The sequence below is a fragment of the Paenarthrobacter sp. NPDC089307 genome, from assembly GCF_040685055.1.
GTDB lineage: Bacteria > Actinomycetota > Actinomycetes > Actinomycetales > Micrococcaceae > Arthrobacter.
Genome location: NZ_JBFBHE010000004.1, coordinates 84,274 through 105,762, shown reverse-complemented (window position 1 = coordinate 105,762; position 21,489 = coordinate 84,274). Strand labels below are relative to the sequence as shown.

20 protein-coding genes are annotated in these 21,489 nt (G+C 63.4%); 5 read left to right on the top strand and 15 right to left on the bottom strand.

The annotated features are described in order from the left end of the window. Window positions 1-91: 91 nt before the first annotated feature. From AB0N72_RS10820 to AB0N72_RS10800, 5 genes are all read right to left on the bottom strand, one after another. Window positions 92-592, bottom strand: coding sequence for a DUF3817 domain-containing protein (locus AB0N72_RS10820; protein ID WP_363930415.1), 501 nt, complete (start codon window positions 590-592; stop codon window positions 92-94). Beyond that, the gene (locus AB0N72_RS10815; RefSeq protein ID WP_363930414.1) at window positions 589-1,476 is read right to left on the bottom strand and encodes an SURF1 family protein; all 888 of its coding nucleotides are present in this window, start codon (window positions 1,474-1,476) and stop codon (window positions 589-591) included. Before AB0N72_RS10815 ends, AB0N72_RS10820 begins: the two co-directional genes overlap by 4 nt. Window positions 1,477-1,547: 71 nt before the next feature. Next, the gene (locus AB0N72_RS10810; RefSeq protein ID WP_363930413.1) at window positions 1,548-2,036 is read right to left on the bottom strand and encodes a PTS sugar transporter subunit IIA; all 489 of its coding nucleotides are present in this window, start codon (window positions 2,034-2,036) and stop codon (window positions 1,548-1,550) included. Between the two features lie 47 nt (window positions 2,037-2,083). Beyond that, window positions 2,084-3,838 carry a glycerol-3-phosphate dehydrogenase/oxidase gene (locus AB0N72_RS10805; RefSeq protein ID WP_363930412.1) on the bottom strand — a complete coding sequence of 585 codons (1,755 nt, stop codon included), beginning with the start codon at window positions 3,836-3,838 and terminating at the stop codon, window positions 2,084-2,086. Between the two features lie 169 nt (window positions 3,839-4,007). Continuing rightward, entirely contained in the window at window positions 4,008-5,141 is a 1,134-nt protein-coding gene (locus AB0N72_RS10800; RefSeq protein ID WP_144659509.1) for a GuaB3 family IMP dehydrogenase-related protein, read from the bottom strand. Window positions 5,142-5,317: 176 nt separating this feature from the next. Between AB0N72_RS10800 and AB0N72_RS10795 the strand changes: the two genes are divergently transcribed. Genes AB0N72_RS10795 through AB0N72_RS10785 form a run of 3 tightly spaced genes read left to right on the top strand, consistent with a single transcriptional unit; the run spans window position 5,318 to window position 7,552 of the window. Beyond that, window positions 5,318-6,217 (top strand): hypothetical protein, encoded by a 900-nt coding sequence (locus AB0N72_RS10795; RefSeq protein ID WP_363930411.1) that lies wholly within the window; start codon window positions 5,318-5,320, stop codon window positions 6,215-6,217. Window positions 6,218-6,266: 49 nt separating this feature from the next. Beyond that, on the top strand, window positions 6,267-6,905 hold the full coding sequence (locus AB0N72_RS10790) for a hypothetical protein (protein WP_363930410.1): 639 nt from the start codon (window positions 6,267-6,269) through the stop codon (window positions 6,903-6,905). Continuing rightward, entirely contained in the window at window positions 6,902-7,552 is a 651-nt protein-coding gene (locus tag AB0N72_RS10785; protein ID WP_363930409.1) for a hypothetical protein, read from the top strand. Before AB0N72_RS10790 ends, AB0N72_RS10785 begins: the two co-directional genes overlap by 4 nt. Here AB0N72_RS10785 and AB0N72_RS10780 read toward each other — a convergent pair. The 7 genes from AB0N72_RS10780 to AB0N72_RS10750 form a co-directional block, all read right to left on the bottom strand. Beyond that, window positions 7,549-9,447 (bottom strand): ABC transporter ATP-binding protein, encoded by a 1,899-nt coding sequence (locus AB0N72_RS10780; protein ID WP_363930408.1) that lies wholly within the window; start codon window positions 9,445-9,447, stop codon window positions 7,549-7,551. The two genes, AB0N72_RS10785 and AB0N72_RS10780, sit on opposite strands and share 4 nt — an antisense overlap. Window positions 9,448-9,535: 88 nt before the next feature. After that, on the bottom strand, window positions 9,536-11,047 hold the full coding sequence (gene guaB / locus AB0N72_RS10775) for an IMP dehydrogenase (protein WP_363930407.1): 1,512 nt from the start codon (window positions 11,045-11,047) through the stop codon (window positions 9,536-9,538). A gap of 211 nt (window positions 11,048-11,258) precedes the next feature. Next, complete coding sequence (locus AB0N72_RS10770; protein ID WP_363930406.1) at window positions 11,259-13,340, bottom strand: acyltransferase family protein; 2,082 nt, start codon at window positions 13,338-13,340, stop codon at window positions 11,259-11,261. Continuing rightward, window positions 13,337-15,400, bottom strand: coding sequence for an acyltransferase family protein (locus AB0N72_RS10765; protein ID WP_363930405.1), 2,064 nt, complete (start codon window positions 15,398-15,400; stop codon window positions 13,337-13,339). Before AB0N72_RS10765 ends, AB0N72_RS10770 begins: the two co-directional genes overlap by 4 nt. 308 nt (window positions 15,401-15,708) lie before the next feature. Continuing rightward, on the bottom strand, window positions 15,709-17,322 hold the full coding sequence (gene groL, locus AB0N72_RS10760) for a chaperonin GroEL (protein WP_363930404.1): 1,614 nt from the start codon (window positions 17,320-17,322) through the stop codon (window positions 15,709-15,711). An 84-nt stretch (window positions 17,323-17,406) separates the two neighbouring features. Further along, window positions 17,407-17,703, bottom strand: coding sequence for a co-chaperone GroES (gene groES / locus AB0N72_RS10755; RefSeq protein WP_018776625.1), 297 nt, complete (start codon window positions 17,701-17,703; stop codon window positions 17,407-17,409). Window positions 17,704-17,895: 192 nt separating this feature from the next. Next, complete coding sequence (locus tag AB0N72_RS10750; RefSeq protein ID WP_363930403.1) at window positions 17,896-18,258, bottom strand: hypothetical protein; 363 nt, start codon at window positions 18,256-18,258, stop codon at window positions 17,896-17,898. A gap of 67 nt (window positions 18,259-18,325) precedes the next feature. Here AB0N72_RS10750 and AB0N72_RS10745 point away from each other — a divergent pair, with 67 nt between their 5' ends. Next, window positions 18,326-19,555, top strand: coding sequence for an SAM-dependent methyltransferase (locus tag AB0N72_RS10745; protein WP_363930402.1), 1,230 nt, complete (start codon window positions 18,326-18,328; stop codon window positions 19,553-19,555). 4 nt (window positions 19,556-19,559) lie between these two features. Here AB0N72_RS10745 and AB0N72_RS10740 read toward each other — a convergent pair whose 3' ends face one another. From AB0N72_RS10740 to AB0N72_RS10730, 3 genes are read right to left on the bottom strand one after another with little or no spacing between them, the layout of a single operon-like run. Then, on the bottom strand, window positions 19,560-20,372 hold the full coding sequence (locus AB0N72_RS10740) for a shikimate 5-dehydrogenase (RefSeq protein WP_363930401.1): 813 nt from the start codon (window positions 20,370-20,372) through the stop codon (window positions 19,560-19,562). A 40-nt stretch (window positions 20,373-20,412) separates the two neighbouring features. Next, window positions 20,413-20,535 carry a type B 50S ribosomal protein L36 gene (gene ykgO / locus AB0N72_RS10735; protein ID WP_363930400.1) on the bottom strand — a complete coding sequence of 41 codons (123 nt, stop codon included), beginning with the start codon at window positions 20,533-20,535 and terminating at the stop codon, window positions 20,413-20,415. Between the two features lie 45 nt (window positions 20,536-20,580). Further along, window positions 20,581-21,126, bottom strand: coding sequence for a GTP-binding protein (locus AB0N72_RS10730; protein ID WP_363930399.1), 546 nt, complete (start codon window positions 21,124-21,126; stop codon window positions 20,581-20,583). 158 nt (window positions 21,127-21,284) lie between these two features. Here AB0N72_RS10730 and AB0N72_RS10725 point away from each other — a divergent pair, with 158 nt between their 5' ends. Then, a complete protein-coding gene (locus AB0N72_RS10725; protein ID WP_363930398.1) occupies window positions 21,285-21,428 on the top strand; it encodes a hypothetical protein in 144 nt (47 codons plus the stop codon). Window positions 21,429-21,489 lie beyond the last annotated feature (61 nt).

Genomic DNA, 21,489 nt, shown 5'->3' with positions numbered 1-21,489 from the left:
CGGACCGCCCCCGCGCACGTTGGCGAAGGCGGCCAAGGGCCAAAACCGGCCCGGTCGTTAGGCATCTCACACCGAAAAGGCCCAGTGCCTGTCAGTAGCGCTTGGACGCCTGCGGGTTGGCAGCCAGTTCCGCTTCGACTTCAGCATGGAACTTCTTCTCAACGATGAAGGACAGCAGCGGAATCACGCCGCCAAGCGCCAGCAGCACCATCTTGGAAAACGGCCAGCGCATCAATGACCACAGACGAAAGTTGGAGACGAGGTAGACCACGTACATCCAACCGTGCACGATCAGCACAGTGGTGGAAATGTTGAATCCACCGATCACGCCCTTGGGCTCGGACTCGGCAAAGCCAAAGCCGAACGGCTGGCCGGTTGCGGCATTGGTGCCACCGGCGAAGAGCGAGACGCCGAAAACGTACCGAGCGATCAGTTCGGCACAAAGCAGGAGCAACATGGCGCCCGTGAGGTAGGCCATGACTTTGTAGAACTTCAGGGCCGAACGGATTTGCGCTTCCGTCCCGCCGAAACGCCGCTTCTTCGGCTTCGGTCCTGACTGCTCAGGCTGGATGGCAGGTTTGGGCTCAATCATTGCTGCACCTTATGTTCTGGATCGGGGCTTGTAGCTTCGTTGGTTGCCGGGACGGCGTCGGGCCCGTCCTGGACTGCTGCGTCGTCGTAGTCGTCGTCTTCGTCGTACTCGTCGTCTTCGTCTTCTTCGAGGTCCCGGCGATAGTCGTCGCGGACCAGCCGCCACCAGATGAAGACGGAGAACCCGGCGAACACCACCCATTCCACGGCGTAGAACAGGTTCAGCCAATTGACCTGTTCTGCCGGTGGCTGCGGCGGGATGTTGAGGGCCTTCACGTTCGCGTCCAGCGGTATCGTCGCTCCGCCTGCAACTTCAGAAGTGGCGGCGATGAAGCCGGGGTAGCTTGAAACTTCCCACTTGTTGATGAGTTCCGCGGAGGAAACCGCCGACGCACGGTCCGGACCGGCGTCGACATTTGGTACGGGCGCTTCGGATGGGATGAGGCGACCGGTCAGCGTCACAGTGCCCGACGGCGGCGGCCCGGCTTGGGCGGCATCGGCCACCCAGCCGCGGGCTACTGGAATCCACGTCCGGGGCGAGGCGGCGACGCCTTTCAGGGCGGGAGCGTCGTTGACCGCGAAAGCCGAGACGATCCAGAATCCCTTTTGGTTGTTCAACAGCCGGCCCTCGACCAGCACCTGCTTGGCGGGATCGTAGGTTCCGGTGGCAGTGACCATCTGGTCGGACACCGAGCCGGGAAAGAATTGGCCGGGCTTCAGGACGTCCACCAGGGGCTTGACTTCTTCAGTGGTGGACGGCGGCGGGGCCTCGTGCTGGGTAGACCGGCTGAGCTGCCATTGACTGAGCAGCACAAAAACCCCGGACAACAGAAGCGCAAAGACCAGTCCTGCGATCCAGCGGGGTTTCAGAGCGGTTTTCAACACCCCTTAACCGTACTTCGTCCGGCTGTAGAACAACGAAACGGCCTCACGCCGCCGCGGGCGGGAACCCGTCCTTAGTGGTCGAAGAAGACCAGGCTGGAGTTGATGAGTTCGGAAATCACTTCGGGATCATGAGCCCGGCGCAGGGATTCCCTGAACGATTCCTTGGAAAGCGAGCGCGCCAAAGTGGCCAGAACCTCAAGGTGGTCCGAAAAGGAACTGGCCGGCGTCGCGATGAGCAGGATCAGGGTTGCCGGGCCGTCGGCCGCCCCAAAGTCCAACGCGTGGCCAAACTTTGTGACGCCCACGGCAATGGAAATCCTGTCCACGAATTCACTGCGGGCGTGGGGAAGGCCGATCCCTCCGGGAAGGCCGGTAGCCAGCTGGTGTTCGCGGGAATGCACCTGCTCGAGGAACCCGTCCAGGTCTGAGATCCGGCCGGCCTCATGGAGTTTGTGAGCCAACTGTGCTGCGGCGTCGATCTTGTCCTCGGCAACAAGCTCAAGGATGACCATGTCCGGGGTGGTCAGTTCCGCGTCGTATCTGTCCAGTGGTTCAGCCAAGTCGTGTTCCCTCCATGTGGCCCTCCGGCCTCAATTCCCTGAGCCGGTCAGCGGAGGGGAACGATGTCTTCCACTCCCATGCGCGCGGCGTCTGCCGATTCGTCATCGGGTTGCTGCTGGCTGAGTCGCTCAGCCTCCACCCGTGCAAGGTAGTGCTTGATCTCGCTCTCGCGCTGAGCATCGCTCCAGCCAAGGATTTCTCCCATCAGCTTAGCTACTACAGGCGCCGCGGACACACCCCGGTCCCACGCTTCAATGGAGATCCGGGTCCGCCGGGTCAGAACGTCATCGACATGCCGTGCACCCTCATGGGTTGTTGCGTAGACAACTTCGGCGGCAAGGTAGTCGTCGGCTCCTGGAAGTGGCTCCCCCAGTTCCGGTCGCTTGGAGATGATGTCCAGGACCTCCGGCGCCATGGATCCGAAGCGGTTCAGAAGGTGTTCCACCCGGGCTACATGCACCCCGGCTTGTTCGGCCGACTTGCCCCTGCGGTTCCAGGCGGCCTTGAATCCCTCGGCCCCCAGCAACGGAATGGTGTCGGTGCAGCTGGACGGTACGCGCTCATCCATGGCCCTCGTTGCCTCATCCACGGCATCCTTGGCCATGACGCGGTAGGTGGTGTACTTCCCACCGGCCACCACTACCAGCCCTGGAACCGGGTGGGCCACGACGTGCTCCCTGGACAACTTCGCTGTGGAGTCGTTGTCGCCTGCCAGGAGCGGACGCAGGCCTGCATAGACGCCTTCCACATCTTCCCGGGTCAATGGGCGTTTGAGTACCTTGTTGACGTGTTCCAGCACGTAGTCGATGTCCTTGCTGGAGGCAGCCGGATGGGCTTTGTCCAGTTTCCAGTCGGTGTCCGTGGTCCCGATGATCCAGTGCCGTCCCCACGGAATGACAAACAGCACCGACTTCTCAGTACGAAGAATCAATCCCACCGTGGACTGGAAGCGGTCGCGCGGGACCACCAAGTGGATTCCCTTCGACGCCCGGACTTTCAGTTGGCCACGGTCAGTAACCATGGCCTGTGTTTCGTCTGTCCACACGCCGGTGGCGTTCACCACCTGCTTGGCCCGCACTTCAAAAACGCTGCCGTCCTCCTGGTTCTCCACCTTGGCACCAACCACGCGTTCGCCTTCGCGCAGGAAGTCCACCACGCGCACCCGGTTGGCTGCATGGGCGCCGTAGTGCGCTGCGGTCCTGACCAGGTTGACCACCAGGCGGGCATCGTCCACCTGTGCGTCGTAGTAACGGATGGACCCGACGAAGGCATCGTCTTTGAGGCTTGGAGCGGCGCGCAGTGTGCCGCGCCGGAAGAGGTGCTTGTGCATGGGGACGCCACGGCTGTGGCCGGAGGTCAAACCGAGCGTGTCGTACAGCATGATGCCTGCGCCCACATACGGGCGTTCCCAAAAACGGCGGGTCAGGGGGTAGAGGAAGGGCACAGGACGGACAAGGTGGGGAGCGATCTGCTGGATCAGCAGCCCGCGCTCCTGCAGGGCTTCCTGCACGAGGCCAAAATCCAGCATCTCCAGATACCTGAGGCCACCGTGAATGAGTTTGGACGAGCGCGACGACGTGCCCGAAGCCCAGTCCCTGGCTTCGACGATGCCAACGCTGAGTCCGCGGGTGACTGCATCCAAAGCAGCACCGGCGCCCACGACGCCACCGCCCACAATCAGGATGTCCAACTCCTTGCCGGGCTCGGCCGTGGCTTTCAGGACCTCAATCGATGCGGCGCGGGATTCCGGGCTCAGTGCCCCCGGAGAACTTGCCTGCGGACCGCCTGCGACATTGCTCATCGGACCCCTCCTCAAACGCAACAGCTGGTAGTCCCCTTACCCTACTTGCTGCATGTCCCCTTGGGCAGGGCCACCGAACAGAAGCGTCCTGGCAGGCCTCAAACAAAGAAGGCCCCGGGAGCGGGCCTTTGGATTCAAAGGTCTGCTCCCGGGGCCCTCCTTCAGGGGTCTAGCCGAGGTACGGCGAGACGACGACGTCGACCCGCTGGAACTCCTTCAGGTCCGAATAGCCGGTGGTCGCCATTGAGCGGCGCAGGGCGCCAATCAGGTTGGACGTTCCGTCGGTGTGGTGGCCAGGCCCGAACAGGACCTCCTCGAGGGGGCCAACCGTGCCAACATTGACGCGGTCACCACGCGGGGACTCCAGGTGGTGGGCTTCCGGACCCCAGTGCCAGCCACGGCCAGGGGCTTCTTCGGCGCGGGCCAGCGCACTGCCGAGCATGACGGCGTCCGCTCCCATGGCAATGGCCTTGACGATGTCGCCGGAGCGGCCCATGCCGCCGTCGGCAATGACGTGGACGTAACGTCCGCCGGACTCATCCATGTAGTCACGGCGGGCGGCAGCGACGTCGGAAATCGCCGATGCCATCGGCGAGTGGATGCCCAGCGCACGGCGGGTTGTGGTGGTGGCGCCGCCGCCGAAGCCGACCAGGACACCAGCTGCACCTGTACGCATCAAGTGGAGGGCCGGGGTGTATCCGGCCGCGCCGCCGACGATGACGGGAACATCGAGTTCGTAGATGAACTGCTTGAGGTTCAGGGGTTCGTGGTTCTTCGAGACGTGCTCAGCCGAGACGGTGGTACCGCGGATGACAAAGATGTCGACGCCGGCGGCCACCACAGTCTTGTAGTGCTCCTGGGTGCGCTGCGGGGTGAGGGAACCCGCTACAGTCACGCCAGCGGCGCGGATCTCAGCAAGGCGGGAGCTGATGAGTTCGGGCTGCACGGGAGCCTGGTACAGGTCCTGCATGCGTCGGGTAACAGCCGGGCTGCTTGTCTCGTCAGCCAGGCCGGCGATCTCGTCAAGAACCTTCTGCGGGTCCTCGTACCGGGTCCACAACCCTTCAAGGTCCAGGACGCCGAGGCCGCCCAAGCGCCCCAAGGCAATGGCGGACTCCGGTGACATCACCGAGTCCATCGGCGCGGCGATCACGGGCATGTCGAATTTGTAGGCGTCGATCTGCCAGGAGACCGAGACGTCCTTCGGGTCACGCGTCCGCCGGTTCGGAACGATCGCGATGTCATCCAGGGAGTAGGCACGACGCCCACGCTTGCCACGGCCAATCTCAATCTCATAAGTCACGGCTCTTACTTTACTGGACCCCTCGAAGAACCCCGATTCGGCCATCAAAGTGAACACTTCACAAACTGCGGGAGCAACCTTTGGGAGTTCTCTACATGGGCAGGAGTGCCCATGGCAGGATCCCGGACGTATCCGATAGCCTGCGACGACATACGCACACCATGCAAGGGGGACCCATGGCGCCTGGATTCTACGGAGCCGACACTGAACAGCTCCGCTCGTTATCCAAACAAATGGGACAGGCCGGCAGCCGGCTCCAGAACCAGGAACTCCAAATCAACGGCCTGATCTCCAGCGTTTCCTGGAAGGGAACCGACGGAGAGCGTTTCCGCCGCGAATGGAGCAGTACCCTCCGGCCCATGTTGCACCAGGCATCCAGGTCCTTGGATGACGCGTCCAGGACACTGCGCACCCAGGCCGATGAACAGAACACGGCCAGCACGCAGGGCGGCCAGTCCGCCGGTGGATCAGGTGGACCGACTGGTCCCCAGGTTCCCGGCGGCAGCGGAGGCCAGGTCACTCCCACCACTGGGTTTGAGGGAGTTTTCAGCGTCACCGGCAGCCAGGGATGGTGGGCCGGCAACACCCTTGTCACCGCCAATGGGTTGGCGACGGATTCGATCCTGGCACAGATGGCCAAAGGCGGGTTGGTCACGGAGCTGACCAAGTGGCCCTGGCTCAGTGCCCAATATGGCCAGGCCGCCGGCGCCGGGTATGTCAAGGGCACCCAGTTGCTCAACGGAAGTTCCATGCTTGGCCGTCTCTCCGGGGCCCTGGGTTTTGCCACGGGCGCGTTGCAGGTCTATCAGGGCGTCCAGACGGGACATCCCGGCGTGGCTGTGGACGGTGGCATCTCCGCTGCCTTGGCCTTCGGCAGCTTCGTCCCGGTCATTGGTCCTGCCTGCGCTGTCGCCGGCATCGCCTGGGGCGGCTTGGGCCTCCTGGCCACGAGCATGGGCTATGACTCCGCCTCCTCCATGGTCGCTGACGGCGCCAAGCATGTGTGGGAAGGCGCGCAGGATGCCGCTGGAGCCATAGCCGACGGCGCCAAAAAGGTCTGGGGATGGCTCACCTGACGGCGCCACTTCCTAGACTGGACAGAGAACCGCACAAGAGAAGGCAGAAATGACCAACCAGACCGAAGAAAACCAGGCTCTGCTCATCACCGAACATGAGCTCATTGCCCTCATCGCGCTGGCTGGCACCGACGGCGCCCTGAGGTGCCAGACCCTGTTCCGCCTCGACCACGCCGCCGGGTCGCCCTTGGAACAGGCCGGTGTTGCCACCCTGCTGGAACGTGGATTGATGAAGATCGAAAACGACGCACTCCTGCCCGTGGGGCCGGCCGCCACGGTGACGGCTGTCCTGGCGGATGCCACGGCATGGCTGGAAACAGCCCTTGTCACCCCGGCCTCGGAGCATGTTTCCTTTATGTTCGGGGCAGAACAGGGTGCCTTGTTGCTCAATCTGAGCAAGTACGGCGTTCACGAGCTTCACCCCATTACGGGGGCCGAAGGCATGGTCACCACAGCCGTGCAGATGGCCGGGTACTACCTGAACCAAGCGCCCGACGGCTTCCCTGCTGCCGCCACAACCCGCAGGCACTTCAAAGACGGAACCTCCCGCGCAGTACACGTCAAAGCGGAGGCCGACGGTTCCCTTTCCATTGCCACAGGCGAGGGCGAAAACCTCGACGCGTCAGCCCTTGCGCCTGAGCATCTCGATTCCCGTATCCGCGCAGGCCTGGAGCATCAGCCCGCGTGAGCTACCAGACGGGCCCCGCTCCCCTTTTCCACTCCAACCGTCCTTTGGATTATTGGCTTTCCCCCGAGCTTGCCGCCATATCACCGGCAAATGCGCGCTCCCGCCTGCGCGAAATCGCCGGGGCCCGGGGTGCTTACATGGGTGCGTGGGCCGCTGGGATTGGCGTCGGGGTTGTCCTTGTCCTCCTCGGCGTAGTCCTGGCCGTTCGCTTAGGCACGTTCGTCCCGGTTCCCTCATTTGGGCTTCCCGGTGCGGCCATGGCAGTGCTGTGCAGTATCTTCCATGCCCGCGTGCGGGACCGGTTGCCGCGAACAAGCCGGGCCCTGGTCAATCGTGGGCCGGGGAGCCTGCGCGGGGCGCTCTCCTTCGTTGCGTTCATCCTGGTGGTCTTCGCAGGACTGTTCGTTTTCGTGGCCAAACCGTCCACGTGGCAGGACCCTGCCGCGCTGCTGACGCTGGCTACGGTTCTGTTCTTCATGGTCTGCTTCCTTGTGGTTGCGATCATCATCCCCGCCACCATTGCGGGGCGTTCGCGGGAGTCGCTTCGCCGCAAGGCTGCAACTGATCCCCATTTTCGGGCGCTGCTGGAACAGGACCTCGCCACCTGGCGTGATCCGTACGGTCAAGCCGGGTACGGCCCGCTTTAGACCTCAGGGGCCGCCTGGCTGGTCTCGTCCACTGAAAGTTGCGACTCGAACATCCGGAAGTACCGGCCTCGAAGCGCAACGAGTTCCTTGTGGGTCCCCTGCTCTGCTATCCGGCCGTCCTCAAGCATGTAGACGATGTCCGCCTTTTCTATGGTGGCCAAGCGGTGGCTGATGGCGATGATGGTGCTGCTGCGGTCGGCGAAGAGCCTCGTAAAAATGCGGTGCTCGGCCAATGCGTCGATCGCGGACGTGGGCTCGTCCATCACCATGAAGGAAGCGTCGCGGTAGAAGTTGCGTGCCATGGCCAAGCGCTGCCACTGGCCGCCGGAGAGCCCGCTTCCTTTCCGTCCGCGCGGATCCTCCATCCAGTTGCTGACGTGGTTTTCCAAGCCGTTGGGCAGCTTGTTGATGAACTCCATGGCCTCGGCGTCCGACGCAGCCCTGCGGATCCGGTGATCGTCCCGGGGCAGGTCGACGTCGCCTAGGTAGATGTTCTCGGCCGCGGTGGCGAACTCGTACTTCAGGAACTCCTGGCTCAGGACAGCCAAATGCCTGTGCCAGCTTGTCACGTCGATTTCCGCCAGGTCCTTGCCGTCCAGCAGAACCCGCCCGGAATCGGGCCGGTACAAACCGGCGAGTATCCGGATCAAGGTGGACTTGCCGGCGCCGTTCTCCCCCACGATCGCGATGTGCTGACCGGCTTTGATGGTCATCGAAATACCCTTGATGACCTCGATGTCGCTGCCCGTGTAGCTGAACCGTATGTCCTGCAGTTCCACAGTTGTGGGCGATGCCGCCAAGGGTTCCTCATGGCCAGTGGGCACCGGCAGGGCCATGAACAGTTCGTAGTCCTTCAGGTTGGCCAGGTCCTCGTCAATGGAACTGAGCGAGGACACCAGGTTGTTCGCCGTGGACAGCGCCCGGCTGACGATTTGTTGCACGTACAGGAACTGTCCCACGGGCTGCGCGCGGGCAATGATCTGCCCCACTACCCAGATCAGTGACACGACTTCGGCGCCATATTGCAGTGAGTCGGCGGCCAACTGCTTCGGGATATACCGCTTTTGGAAGTCCAGGCGCCTGCGTTCGTCGGCATCCCTCAGCTGGGAGCGCAGGTCCATCAGGTAGCTGACGATGCCATACAAGCGCATCTCGGCGATGTGTTGTGGCCGGAGGAGGTTCTGCTCGATCATGCGGCGCTGCCGCCGGGAGTCCACTTGGGTGTTCCAATGGGCAATCTGTTCACGGGAGAGTTTGAACTGGAGGTACACACTGGGCACGATTGCGACCAGCACGATCGCTGCAATCCACCAGCTCACCAACACCAGGGCACCGATGGCAAGAATTACCGAGACCAACTGCGTGAAGATGGCTGCTATCCGGTCCAGGACCCGTGCATAGGAGTCCGAGAAACGCTTCGCGCGGTCGTAGAGATCCACTGTCTCTTTGTCGTCATAACGCCAGAATTCCAAGGCGAGGAAACGCTGGTACATAAGGTCGCCCACAATGGCGCCCACCTTGAAGCTCATCAACTGCTGGATGTAGCGGTCCACACTGCTGAAGGCGCCCCAGAACAACCCCAGCGCGGCGGTGATGACGACGTACAGAACTGCCCGCGGACCGGCGTCGGGATCCCCCGCATAACCGGCAGCCAGCGCCGTGGTGGTCAACGCCGCGAAGTAGGTGGTGACCAACGGCAGGGTCGCGGAAATGACGGAGCCCAGGACTTTCATGATGACCGCGACAGGCGAGGCTTTGAAGCTCACCTTCAGGACCTGCCCGACGGCGCGTGCGTACGGCCGCAAGGCCAGCTTGCGGGGCGGCGCCTTGCCGCGTTGGACGGGGTCCAGTCGGACGGACTCCGGGTGCCGCGGTTGCGCGGGCTTCTCTGACATGTGCCCAGCCTATTCCCGTGGACCGACATTCCTACTGCCCGGTTAAACAACTGTTCCCCGCGGAAATTCCGCGGGGAACAGGAGCTGCCTAGCGGGAGCCGTAGTTGGGGGCTTCCACCGTCATCTGGATGTCGTGCGGGTGCGACTCCTTCAAGCCGGCCGGCGTGATGCGGACGAACTTACCGCGGGCCTTGAGCTCGGGGATGGTGGGCGCACCGGTGTAGAACATGGTCTGGCGGAGTCCGCCCACCAGCTGGTAGGCAACGGACGCCAGCGGTCCGCGGAAGGCCACGCGACCCTCGATGCCTTCGGGGATGAGCTTGTCATCGCCGGAAACATCAGCCTGGAAGTAGCGGTCCTTGGAGTAGGAAGTGTTCTTGCCGCGGGACTGCATGGCGCCGAGGGAGCCCATGCCGCGGTAGCTCTTGAACTGCTTGCCGTTGACGAAGATGAGGTCGCCCGGGGATTCTTCACAGCCTGCCAGCAGGGATCCGAGCATCACGGTGTCAGCTCCGGCAACCAGTGCCTTGCCGATGTCGCCCGAGTACTGCAGGCCGCCGTCGGCGATCAGCGGAACGCCGGCCGGAATGGCTGCTTTCGCGGATTCGTAGATGGCGGTGATCTGCGGGACACCCACACCGGCAACAACGCGGGTGGTGCAGATGGAGCCTGGGCCCACACCCACCTTGATGCCGTCAGCACCGGCGTCGATCAGCGCCTGCGCACCTTCACGCGTGGCAGCCTGGCCACCGATGACGTCCACGTGCGCGGCAACCGGATCCGACTTCAGGCGGCGGATCATGTCCAGCACGCCCTGGGAGTGGCCGTTGGCGGTGTCCACGAAGAGCGCATCCACGCCGGCGTCGATGAGCTTCATGGCGCGTTCCCAACCGTCACCGAAGAAGCCGATGGCAGCGCCCACCCGGAGGCGGCCTTCGTCGTCCTTGGTGGCGAGCGGGTACTGCTCGGCCTTGGTGAAGTCCTTGGTGGTGATGAGGCCCTTCAAGCGGCCCTGCTCGTCCACCAACGGGAGCTTCTCGATCTTGTTGGTGGCCAACTTGTGCGAGGCTTCGTCGCGGCTGATGCCCACGTGGCCGGTGATGAGCGGCATCTTGGTCATGGTGTCGCTGACGCTGCGGAACGGGAAGTCCGATTCCGGAATGAAACGGGTGTCGCGGTTGGTCACAATGCCCAGGAGGCGGCCGTCGGTGTCGACAACCGGCAGGCCGGAAACGCGGTAACGGGAGCAAAGCTCGTCCAGTTCCTGGAGGGTGGCTTCGGGTCCAATGGTCAGCGGGTTGGTGATCATGCCGGACTCGCTGCGCTTGACGCGGTCAACGTGCTCCGCTTGGTCATCGATCGCGAGGTTGCGGTGGACGACGCCCAGGCCGCCCTGCCGCGCCATGGCGATGGCCATGCGGGACTCGGTCACGGTGTCCATGGCAGCGGAAAGCAACGGGGTCTGGACGCTGATGCGCTTGGAGATCCGGGATGAGGTGTCTGCTTCGGACGGAATGACATCCGTGTGTCCGGGAAGCAACAGGACGTCGTCGTAGGTCAGGCCAATAAGGCCGAAAGGATTGTGTTCGGGCTGGGTCATGAGTGCGCCTCTTACCTTGGTTCCGGGGGCTTAACTGGTAGGGGTTGCAACTGATGACCAGCCCGTCATTACGGGACTGGCCTGTGCATAAGTGTTGAATAAATAGTAGAACCTCTGCGGCGATCGCCATATTCCGTAACGCCGCAGTGTGAGCAACAGCACTGGCGGCAGGCCGCCGTCGCCGGCTTTTTGGGCCGGAGCGGGCCGGAAACTAGCTGCTGGACCAGCCTGTCGCCGCCAAAAGCCGTTCCTCGAACATCGGAATCATGCTTTGCACATATGTCTTGGTCAGGTGGTTGTCATCCTTGTAGACATACACGTTGCCAACCACGGCCGGACACGTTCCTTGCTCACAGATGAAGTCGCTCATGTCCATCAGGTGCAGCCGGTCGACCTTGCCGGCATAATCGTCCAACGGTGATGACGCCGCCAACGATTCTTCCAGCGGCGCGTTGCACTCGGGCGAGTCGGGGCCCTTCTTCTGTACGCATTCGGGCATGTTGATGCTGAACCGCGGATTGTCGCGGATGCCCACGACATCGATCCCGGCATCCGTGAACGGCTTGATGCCCTCCAGGTACCCCGGCACCTCAGTCTCGAAAGGGGCATCGGCGTGCGTCAGGGACGCCACCGTGAACACGGCGTCCGGTTTGTGCTCCATCACATACTGCGCGCTGGCCTTGTTGAACTCGTTGCACTCCCCGGTACGTTCCGGAGATTCGGCCCCGAAGCGGCAACTGCCCTTCAAGAGCGTCACCACTTCCCAGCCATGCTCCTTGGCGATGGGCCCGAGCGCCGCCATGTACTGCTGGGCATGCGAGTCACCGAGGACCACGATCCTCTTGGTCACAACCTCGGGTTCATCGTTCTGCAGGCACCCTTGAAGCAGTGGATCGTCGGGCACGTTGTCCCCTGTGCACAGCCCGTCAATGTCGGCCCATTCATCCTTCATGGCAGCCGGGGCCGGAATGATCATGGCCTCCTGGGCAGGTTGTCCCACGAATTCAGGTGACAACGCCGCGGCACCGGGCGTCAGGTCCTTGGGCTGGCCCGCGATCGCCGCGTCTTCCGCGGCGATGGCACCCTGCCAGACAGTCACGGGCATGGCCAGCAGACCACCGCAGGCGGCAATCACAACGGCGGCACGCCAGGAACGCACGTCCGGCCACTTCCAGCGGCGCATGGGTTCCTCCACGAACCTGGTGGTCGCGATCGCCAGGAGCATTGACCCAGCCATGATGCCCAGTCCCTGGATCAGGCCAGGGGTGGTGGTGCCGGTGACAAGCAGAAAGAACACCAGCACCGGCCAGTGCCACAGGTAAAGGGCGTAGGAGTTGTTTCCCACCATGACCAGGGGCCGGGAGCCCAGGAGACGGTCAGCGCCGTAGGGACTGTTGCTCTGCCCTGCCACGATGACCGCAGCGGCGGCAAGGGTAGGCCAAAGCGCGATGAACCCAGGGAAGGAACGGTCCACTGTCAGCACCAGGCCGCAGGCGAGCATCGCCGAAATTCCGGCCCAGCCAAGGAACACCCGAAGCCGGCGACCCGGCTTCAGGTACGGCAGCGCAAGTGCCAGCAGGGACCCCAGTGCGAACTCCCACAGCCGGGCACGGGTATCGAAGTAGGCGTATTCCTGGTTGTTGGCGGTCTGGTCGATGGAGAACACCAGGGACGCCAAGAACACCGCAGCAAACGCGAAGAAAAGCAGGTTCCGGTGGCCCGGCGCCTTACCCTGCGGAAAAAATTTGGCCAGTTGTGGCTGCAGCAGCCCCACGGCCGCGAAGACCAACGGCCACAGGATGAACACCTGGCCTTGGACGGACAGCGACCAAAAGTGCTGGAGCGGGCTGGCACCTGAATGGTCCTGCGCGTAGTAATCCACGGCGTTCTCCGCGAGCTGCCAGTTCTGCCGGTAGAACAATGACGCCCAGGCCTCGGCCAGGACATCGGGCCAGCGGCTTTGCGGAATGAACGCCCAGGTGGCGGCCAGGACTCCCAGCAAAACCACGACGACGGCGGGCAGCAGCCGCTTGAACACGTGAAGCCAATGCCGCAACAGCTTCAACGGCGAGCCCGCTTCAAGCTTCCGGGTGAACGACAACGTCAGTAGGAAGGCGGAGATGAGCAGGAAGACGTCCACCCCGCCGGATACCCGGCCCAGCCAAATATGGTAGGCGGCCACCATGAGCACCGCCAAGGCACGCAGGCCCTGGACTTCCGGGCGGAAGCCGCGTTCCGGCGTCGTACTTCCACCGGAGTTGCTCGCAGCCGTGGCGGCTGCGGTGGTCGTCATTGTTGCCACCCCGTCGTGGCAAACCACCTCTCATCAAGCATGTCCGTCATGCTCTTCACATACGTCTTGGTCAGGTGGTTGTCGTCCAGGTAGACGAAGGTATTGCCAATGATGGGCGGGCAGTAGATCCCAAGGCAGATCAGGTCCGTCATATCGATCACGAACAGGTCCTGGTACTTGCCCATCACTTCTTCAAAGGGGCTCTGCTCTGCCAGCACGTCCGCCTTCAAGGGCCGGCAGTCAGGGCTGTCCACGCCCTTCGAGAGGGTGCAGTCCGTCAGGCTGTAGGTGAACCTGGGGTTGTCACGCACCGCAACGACCTGCGTTCCGCGTGAAGTGATTTCCTGGACAAGCTCCTCGAATCCGCGCGTCAGTTTCTCGTCCGGTTCAGAGGGTTCGGCCTTGGTGCCCACCGTGAACACGGCATCGGGGGCGTGCTCCTCAATGTGCTGGCGGACCTCACGGTTGAACTCGTTGCACTCGGGCTCGACGTCGGGGTCATCGGTAGCAAAGGGACAGGCCCCATACAGCAAGGCATACAACTTCCAGTGGTGTTCCTCCGCCAACTGGCCAAGCGCGGCAAGCCACTGTTGGGAATGCGAGTTGCCCACCACGAGGATGGTCTTGGTGGCATCGGAGCCAACGTTGTTCTGCTGGCAGTTGTCCCGCAGAAGCTGCGAGTCCGGCTTGGTATCTCCGGAACATCCATCCGGAAGCTTTGCCCAGTCGCGCCCGATCCGTTCGGCTGTGGGCTGGGTGAGGGCGTTGGGGGCGATTTCGTTCACATATGTCGGGAGGAGGGACTTGGCGCCGGGATTGTCGAAGACCATCCGGGCCTGCGCAGCTTGTTCGTCCTGGTCCAACTTGTACTGGAAGCCGAGGAGAGGCGCAGAGGCCACTGCCACGCAAGCCGCGATGGCGATAAGCGCACGCCTGCGCTTCATCTCGGGCCACTTCCACTGGCGGAAGGGCTTCTCGATGTATTTGGTGGTGAGGAAAGCCAGGAGGAGCGAGAGCGCAACGATGGCGGTGCCGGAAAGCCAGCCGGCGTGGTCCTTGCCGCTCCATGCCAGGGCGATCACCAGGATGGGCCAGTGCCACAGGTAGAGGGCGTAGGAGTTGTCACCCAGGCGGACCAGGAACCTGGAACTGAGGATGCGGTCCACGCCGAAACGGCTCCCGGTGTGGCCGGCGGCGATGACCGCCACGGCCGCCAGGGTGGGCCACAGGGCCACGAAGCCGGGGAAGGCGGTCTGGACCTGCAACAGGATGCCGCAGGTGAGCATGGCGGCCACGCCGACCCAGCCCATCACCACGCGGACGGGCTTGGAGAAGTTCAGCCCCGGCAGGATCAGCGCCAGCAGAGTTCCCAGGGCAAATTCCCATAGGCGGGCGAAGGTATCGAAGTACGCCACTGCCTGGTTGGTGGCCGTGAAGATGATGGAGTACACAAACGAGACCAGGAAAATGATGCCGAAAACGTACACCAGCGTCGCGCGGTAACGCAGCGCAAAGCGGCGGCACAGCAGCGCGACAGCGGCAAAGATGGTGGGCCAAAGGATGAATACCTGGCCTTGTATCGACAGTGACCAGAAGTGCTGGACCGGGCTCGCAAGGCTGTGGTCCGTGGCGTAGTAATCCACCGCGAGCTGCTGCAGCAACCAGTTCTCGTAGTAGAACAGCGATGCCCACGCCTGCTGGACAATCTCCACCCACCTGGTGGCGGGCATGAGGACAAACGTGGCGGCGAGGGTTCCGGTCAGGACCACGACGACGGCGGGCAGCAGGCGCCTGAACAGATGGAGCCAGTGCCGCACCAGGTCCATCGGGCGGCCCTGTTGGTAGCGTCCGGTGAACTGCAGCGTCATGAGGAAGGCGGAGATCAGCAGGAAGACATCAACGCCTCCGGAGACGCGCCCGATCCAAATGTGGTAGCTCACCACCATGAGCACGGCGAGGGACCTGAGACCTTGGATCTCAGGGCGGAACTTGGACTTTCCAACGGGACCTGAAGCCCGCCTGCCGCGGTGGGCTGAGGCTGTAATCGTTGGGGTAGTCACGTTAGGCAGTTCCTTAAAGCGGTGGCACAGCGGCTGGCACAAAGCATCAATAATACGCGGTTTTGCCCACCCGCCCCCAGTTCGAGGGTGCTGCAGACCGCCCTCCGGGCCTCCCCCGGCCCCGGTTCAGCCACCTATCATTGCAGGTTTTCCTGTGCGTGACCTGTGGCGATACCCTATCCGGGGCCCCGGGCCTGCCCCGGCCGCACAGGTCAAGGGTGTGACATATTGCACGGGAACATAAACAGCAGAAACCCCGGCCACCAAGTGTGACCGGGGTTCCTGCAGGGTTTCAGCAGGACAGGCGCTTAGTGCTGGTGGCCTGCGTGTGCGTCTTCTTCCTCAGCGGGCTTCTCGGCAACCAGCGTCTCGGTGGTGAGAACCAGGGCTGCGATGGAAGCGGCGTTGCGGAGTGCCGAGCGGGTGACCTTGACGGGGTCGATCACGCCTGCGGCGATCAGGTCCTCGTACTCACCGGACTTGGCGTTGAAGCCATGGTTGGCTTCGAGCTCGGACACCTTGGCTGCCACGACGAAGCCGTCGAAACCGGCGTTCTGGGCGATCCAGCGCAGCGGCTGGACCAGTGCGCGGCGGACGATGCCTACAGCGGCTGCTGCGTCACCTTCGAGGTCCTTGACGGCCGGGGACTCATCCAGTGCCTTCAGGGCGTGGATGAGGGCGGAACCGCCACCGGAAACAATGCCTTCTTCGAGGGCTGCACGCGTGGAGGACACGGCGTCCTCGATGCGGTGCTTCTTTTCCTTCAGCTCAACTTCGGTGGCTGCGCCAACCTTGATGACGCCGATGCCGCCAGCCAGCTTGGCCAGGCGTTCCTGCAGCTTTTCCTTGTCCCAGTCGGAGTCCGTCCGGGTCAGTTCAGCGCGGAGCTGTGCAACGCGGTCAGCAACATCCTGCTCGGTTCCGGCACCGTCCACGATGGTGGTGTTGTCCTTGGTGACCGTGATGCGGCGGGCCGTACCAAGTACCTCGAGGCCGACAGAGTCCAGCGTCAGGCCAAGATCCGGGGAAACAACCTGGGCGCCCGTGAGCGTGGCGATGTCCTGGAGCATGGCCTTGCGGCGGTCACCGAAGCCGGGAGCCTTGACGGCAACAACGTTGAGCGTGCCGCGGATGCGGTTGACGATCAGCGTGGAGAGGGCCTCGCCTTCGATGTCTTCAGCGATGATGAAGAGCGGCTTGTTCGCCTGCAGGGCCTTTTCCAGCAGCGGCAGGAAGTCCTGCAGCGAGGAGATCTTGCCCTGGTTGATCAGGATGAGGGCGTCCTCGAGGACAGCTTCCTGGCGTTCTGCGTCGGTGACGAAGTACGGGGACAGGTAGCCCTTGTCGAACTGCATGCCTTCAGTCAGGACCAGCTCGGTCTGCGTGGTGGAGGACTCTTCAATGGTGATGACACCGTCCTTGCCCACCTTGCCGAACGCCTCGGCCAGCAGTTCGCCAACCTCGTCGCTCTGGGCGGAGATGGCTGCAACGTTGGCTACCTGGGTGCCTTCGACTTCGCGGGCGTTCTCCAGGAGGCGTGCTGCAACGGCTTCAACGGCAACTTCGATGCCGCGCTTGATCTCGCCGGGAGCGGCACCGGCAGCAACGTTGCGCAGGCCTTCCTTGACCAGGGCCTGGGCCAGCACGGTTGCCGTGGTGGTGCCGTCGCCTGCGACGTCGTTGGTCTTGGTAGCTACTTCCTTGGCCAGCTGTGCACCAAGGTTCTCGTAGGGGTCGTCAAGCTCAACTTCACGCGCGATGGTGACGCCATCGTTGGTGATCGTGGGAGCGCCCCACTTCTTGTCCAGAATGACGTTGCGGCCGCGCGGGCCAAGCGTCACCTTGACAGTGTTGGCGAGCTTGTCGATACCGGCCTCAAGAGACCGGCGGGCAGCATCGTTAAAAGCAAGCTGCTTTGCCATGGTTGTGTCCTTTCGAGACAGAAAACCCGCACCGCTGACGCTCGGAATAATTCCAACGCGACGGCGGTGCGGGGCTCCAGGAAGTTACTTTACGACGATCGCAAGGACGTCGCGGGCGGACAGAACGAGGTACTCGCTGCCGCCGGTCTTGACTTCGGTTCCACCGTACTTGGAGTAGATGACGACGTCGCCAACAGCTACGTCAACCGGTACGCGGTTGCCGTTGTCATCGAAGCGGCCGGGGCCGATTGCAACAACTTCGCCTTCCTGCGGCTTCTCCTGTGCGGAGTCCGGAATAACCAGGCCGGAAGCCGTGGTCTGCTCTGCTTCGAGCGGGCGAACAACAATACGATCCTCAAGAGGCTTAATCGAGACCGACACTCGGACTCTCCTTTTCATGAGCTGATTCATGGACTAAGAACTAGGGTGCCGTGGCGTACAACCGTCGTCGCGGTGCCGGTGGACGCCTGGCGGGATTAGCAGCCTCCGGGGGAGAGTGCTAACAAGACTCTATGTAAGGCGTTAGCACTCGGTCAAGGTGAGTGCCAGCATTTCGTCATGGGTGAACGTCGCTCACTGGTCCCTGAGGTCGTCCAGGTCATAGTCTTCGCCGTCGTCGTCCCCATCCAGTGAGGCGCTGCCACGGTTCACATAGAGCACCACCGCCGAGGCCGCCGCCACGACGCCGGATACCACCAGGGCGATGATGCCGCCCAAGCGGGCGCCGCTGTAGAGGTCGCGGATGTCGCGCGCCTCATCCGTGGAGTCGCTGACGCTCTTGCCGGTGACGGAATAGGCTGCCGCGTTGAAGGAGTCCAGGGCGAAGATAACGATCAACAGGCCGATGCAGACCACCGCGATGACAGCGCCCGCGATCAGGGCCGGCCGGGCGAACTTGGTGAGGCGGGAGGGCTGCGGTGCTGCGTTGTCTTCCATGAAAACAACCCTATCCGGCTGATTCCACAGTCACACCGCCGCGACGCGCAACGTTAGGCTTGTTCCCATGCCTCATGCACCGCAGGAACAGATCGCGCCTTTATTGACCTCTGAAGGTTGGGAACTTCTTGCCTCGCTGGGGCCGTACCGTGAGGCGGATGCCCTCACCGTCAATGCCAGTCTCCGGAAGGCCGGCCACTCCCCCGAACTCGTGGCCGCCGTGCTCACGCAATCCCGTTTGCGGACCCGCGCCGAGGCCAAGTTCGGCGAATTCGCCCGGCAAATGCTCTTCACCCAGGCGGGCTTGGAGCAAGCCACCCGATTGAACGTCGCCGCCCGCCACGCTGAGCGTTTCGCCCAGGCCGGTATCACCCATGTAGCTGACCTCGGCTGTGGCCTTGGTGCCGATTCCATGGCGATGGCATCCATGGATATTGCCGTCACTGCTGTGGAAATGGATGAGACCACCGCAGCGTGCGCAATGATGAACCTCATGCCTTTCCCGCACGCGAAAGTGGTGCACGCGGAGGCCGAGTCGGTGGACCTCGAGGGTATCTACGGCGTGTGGCTGGACCCCGCCCGACGAACCACTTCGACCTCGGGGACCAAGCGGATCTGGGATCCGGAGGCTTTCTCGCCTCCGTTGTCGTTCGTGGAAAGCCTGGCGGCCACCGGGCGCGCCGTGGGTGTCAAGATGGGCCCGGGGATCCCCCACGATTCCGTGCCCTCGGAGTGCGAGGTCCAGTGGGTTTCCGTGGGCGGCGATGTCACCGAGGCCACGCTGTGGTTCAACGCCGTGGCCCGGCCCGGCGTTCGCCGCGCAGCGCTCGTCATCGGCAGCCAGGGCGCCGCCGAGATCACCAGCGGCGAGGATTTCGACGGCGGTCCGGCAGCCGCCGTCGGGCCTGTTGAAGGCTACCTCTACGAACCCGATGGGGCGGTGATCCGCGCAGGGCTGGTGGCCGACGTCGCCGAACGCCTGGGCGGGCACCTTGTTGACGAGCACATCGCCTATATCTGCGCGTCCGAACTGCAGGACACACCCTTCGCCCGCGCGTACAAGGTCCTGGAGGTGATGCCGTTCAACGTCAAAGCCCTGAAGGGATGGGTCAAGGCCAACGGCATCACGGTCCTGGACATCAAGAAGCGCGGCACCGCGGTAACTCCCGAAGAGCTGAGGAAGCAACTGCTGCCGGGCAAGCCCGAAAAGGGCAAGGATGCGAAAACAGCCACCCTTGTCCTCACCAGGATTGGTGAGGAAAGAGTGGTTGCAGTGGTGGAACCGGTGACTGCCTAGGGCGTCAGCGACGCGAGAATTCCGAGGCTTCGCGCACCTGTCCGGGGGTGGGGCGCACCCCGGTGTACAGGACGAACTGTTCCTCCGCCTGGATGGCGATGACTTCGGCTCCGGTGATCACTGGCTTTCCAGCGGATCGTGCGGCCTTGATGAGCGGCGTTTCGGACGGCAACGCAACGACGTCGAAAACCACCTTCGCAGCGGCAATGGTCGCGTCGTCGAAGGACTGGGCGGTTTCGTCCGCACCGGCCATGCCCAGAGGCGTGACGTTGATAATGAGGTCCGCCGTTGCTCCGTTGACGTCCTCCTGCCACCGGAAACCATAGAGCCCGGCCAGGGCACGGCCCGCGGTTTCATTGCGGGCCACGATGGTGACGGCCGTGAACCCGGCATCCCTCAGTGCGGCCGCGACAGCCTTGGCCATGCCCCCGGCGCCGCGCAACAGCACGGTATGGCCGGCAGGAACCTCGTGGTCCTTCAGCAGCCGGGCGATGGCAATGTAGTCAGTGTTGTAGGCCGTCAGGACGCCGTCGTCGTTCACGATCGTGTTCACGGAATCGATGGCCTTGGCGGAGGGGTCCAGCACATCCACCAAGGGAATAACGGCCTCCTTGTAGGGCATGGACACCGCGGCACCCCGGATGGGGAGGCCGCGGATGCCCGCAACTGCGAGGGTGATGTCAGCAGGAGCGAATGCCTTGTAGATAAAGTTCAAGCCGAGCAGATCGTACAGATAATTGTGGAACCGGGTCCCGATATTGCTGGGGCGGGCCGCGAGCGAAATGCACAAGGACATGTCTTTATTCAGGATGGGCATTCACCCATTAAACAACGGCCCTTTCACGCTTCCCTACGGGTCAGCCCTGGCGGGCCTTCATCCGTGGGTTGTTCTTGTTGATGACGAACGTGCGTCCGCGCCTGCGGACGATTTGCGCGCCCGGGATCCTCTTCAGTGCACGCAGCGAGTTCCTGACCTTCATGGTGTTATCTCCTTTTCCTTGGTGGTTGGGCTTGGCGGTTTGGCGTCAGAGCGCATTGCGCAGATCCAGCGGATCCTCCCACCCGCCAAAATCCGCTTCCATTTCGGTTTCGGTCAACTGGCAGCCATTCAGCAGCCCGCGGACCTCGCGGATATCCATGTCCTGCGAATAGCCCGTGAGGGCCAGGACGGTGCCGCGGTCTCCGTGGCGTGGGTGCCAGTCAAGAACGGCATCGACGTCGGCACCTGGGCTGCCGGGATGCGTAGCCCCGGGCGTTGGTTCAGCCGAGTCTGCCAGCCACGTCCCGGTGCTTTCGAGCCAGACTCTTGGCCCGATCCCCTGAACGGCGATCCGGGTTTTCGGAGCCGATGCAATCCAGAGGCGACCCCGCATCCAGTGGGTTCCGCTGGCCAGGTGCGGCAAAGCGTCGCGGAACCGTCCGGGATGCAGGGGACGGCGGGCTTTGTGGAGCACTGTGGTGAAGGCGCCACGCGAATCGCCGGCGGGCATGCGCACGACGCCGGGACGGTTGCGGGCCGCCGCCTCGGCGGGGTCGAAGCATCCCGGCAGGAACGCGTCGGCCGTGCCCACGAGGTTGGCATGGGCGCCAGTTCTCCCAGAAGCTCGACTCCCCTCAGCCAGGGCTCCGCCCCTTCCAGCGAATCGCCGGACAACACCGCACCCAGTCCCGGACTGAGTTCCGCGATCGCCATCCCGGTTGCAACACCCGGCGGAAGGCCCAGGACCACGTGGTCGAAGCCGCACGCGGCGAGCCGTTCCGCCGTCGGGACAACATCCAACCTGACCGTACAGCTGAGGCAACCATGTTCGAGGACCGTCGTCTCCTGCTCCAAAAGCCGGCCTCCCTGGTAGATGCGCCGCAGGACCAATGAGCCATCCAGGAGGTCATGGAGAACCACTACCGGGTTTTCGTGGGTGCGGCCGAGCCGCCCG

What these genes read in the sequence shown, in the direction of transcription:
- ykgO (WP_363930400.1), bottom strand. Translation starts at nt 20,535, where the DNA reads ATGAAGGTCAGGAACTCGCTGCGTGCACTGAAGAGGATCCCGGGCGCG.
- groL (WP_363930404.1), bottom strand. Translation starts at nt 17,322, where the DNA reads ATGGCAAAGCAGCTTGCTTTTAACGATGCTGCCCGCCGGTCTCTTGAG.
- AB0N72_RS10740 (WP_363930401.1), bottom strand. Translation starts at nt 20,372, where the DNA reads ATGCCCATCCTGAATAAAGACATGTCCTTGTGCATTTCGCTCGCGGCC.
- AB0N72_RS10805 (WP_363930412.1), bottom strand. Translation starts at nt 3,838, where the DNA reads ATGAGCAATGTCGCAGGCGGTCCGCAGGCAAGTTCTCCGGGGGCACTG.
- AB0N72_RS10780 (WP_363930408.1), bottom strand. Translation starts at nt 9,447, where the DNA reads ATGTCAGAGAAGCCCGCGCAACCGCGGCACCCGGAGTCCGTCCGACTG.
- AB0N72_RS10750 (WP_363930403.1), bottom strand. Translation starts at nt 18,258, where the DNA reads ATGGAAGACAACGCAGCACCGCAGCCCTCCCGCCTCACCAAGTTCGCC.
- guaB (WP_363930407.1), bottom strand. Translation starts at nt 11,047, where the DNA reads ATGACCCAGCCCGAACACAATCCTTTCGGCCTTATTGGCCTGACCTAC.
- AB0N72_RS10770 (WP_363930406.1), bottom strand. Translation starts at nt 13,340, where the DNA reads ATGACGACCACCGCAGCCGCCACGGCTGCGAGCAACTCCGGTGGAAGT.
- AB0N72_RS10790 (WP_363930410.1), top strand. Translation starts at nt 6,267, where the DNA reads ATGACCAACCAGACCGAAGAAAACCAGGCTCTGCTCATCACCGAACAT.
- AB0N72_RS10820 (WP_363930415.1), bottom strand. Translation starts at nt 592, where the DNA reads ATGATTGAGCCCAAACCTGCCATCCAGCCTGAGCAGTCAGGACCGAAG.
- AB0N72_RS10745 (WP_363930402.1), top strand. Translation starts at nt 18,326, where the DNA reads ATGCCTCATGCACCGCAGGAACAGATCGCGCCTTTATTGACCTCTGAA.
- AB0N72_RS10795 (WP_363930411.1), top strand. Translation starts at nt 5,318, where the DNA reads ATGGCGCCTGGATTCTACGGAGCCGACACTGAACAGCTCCGCTCGTTA.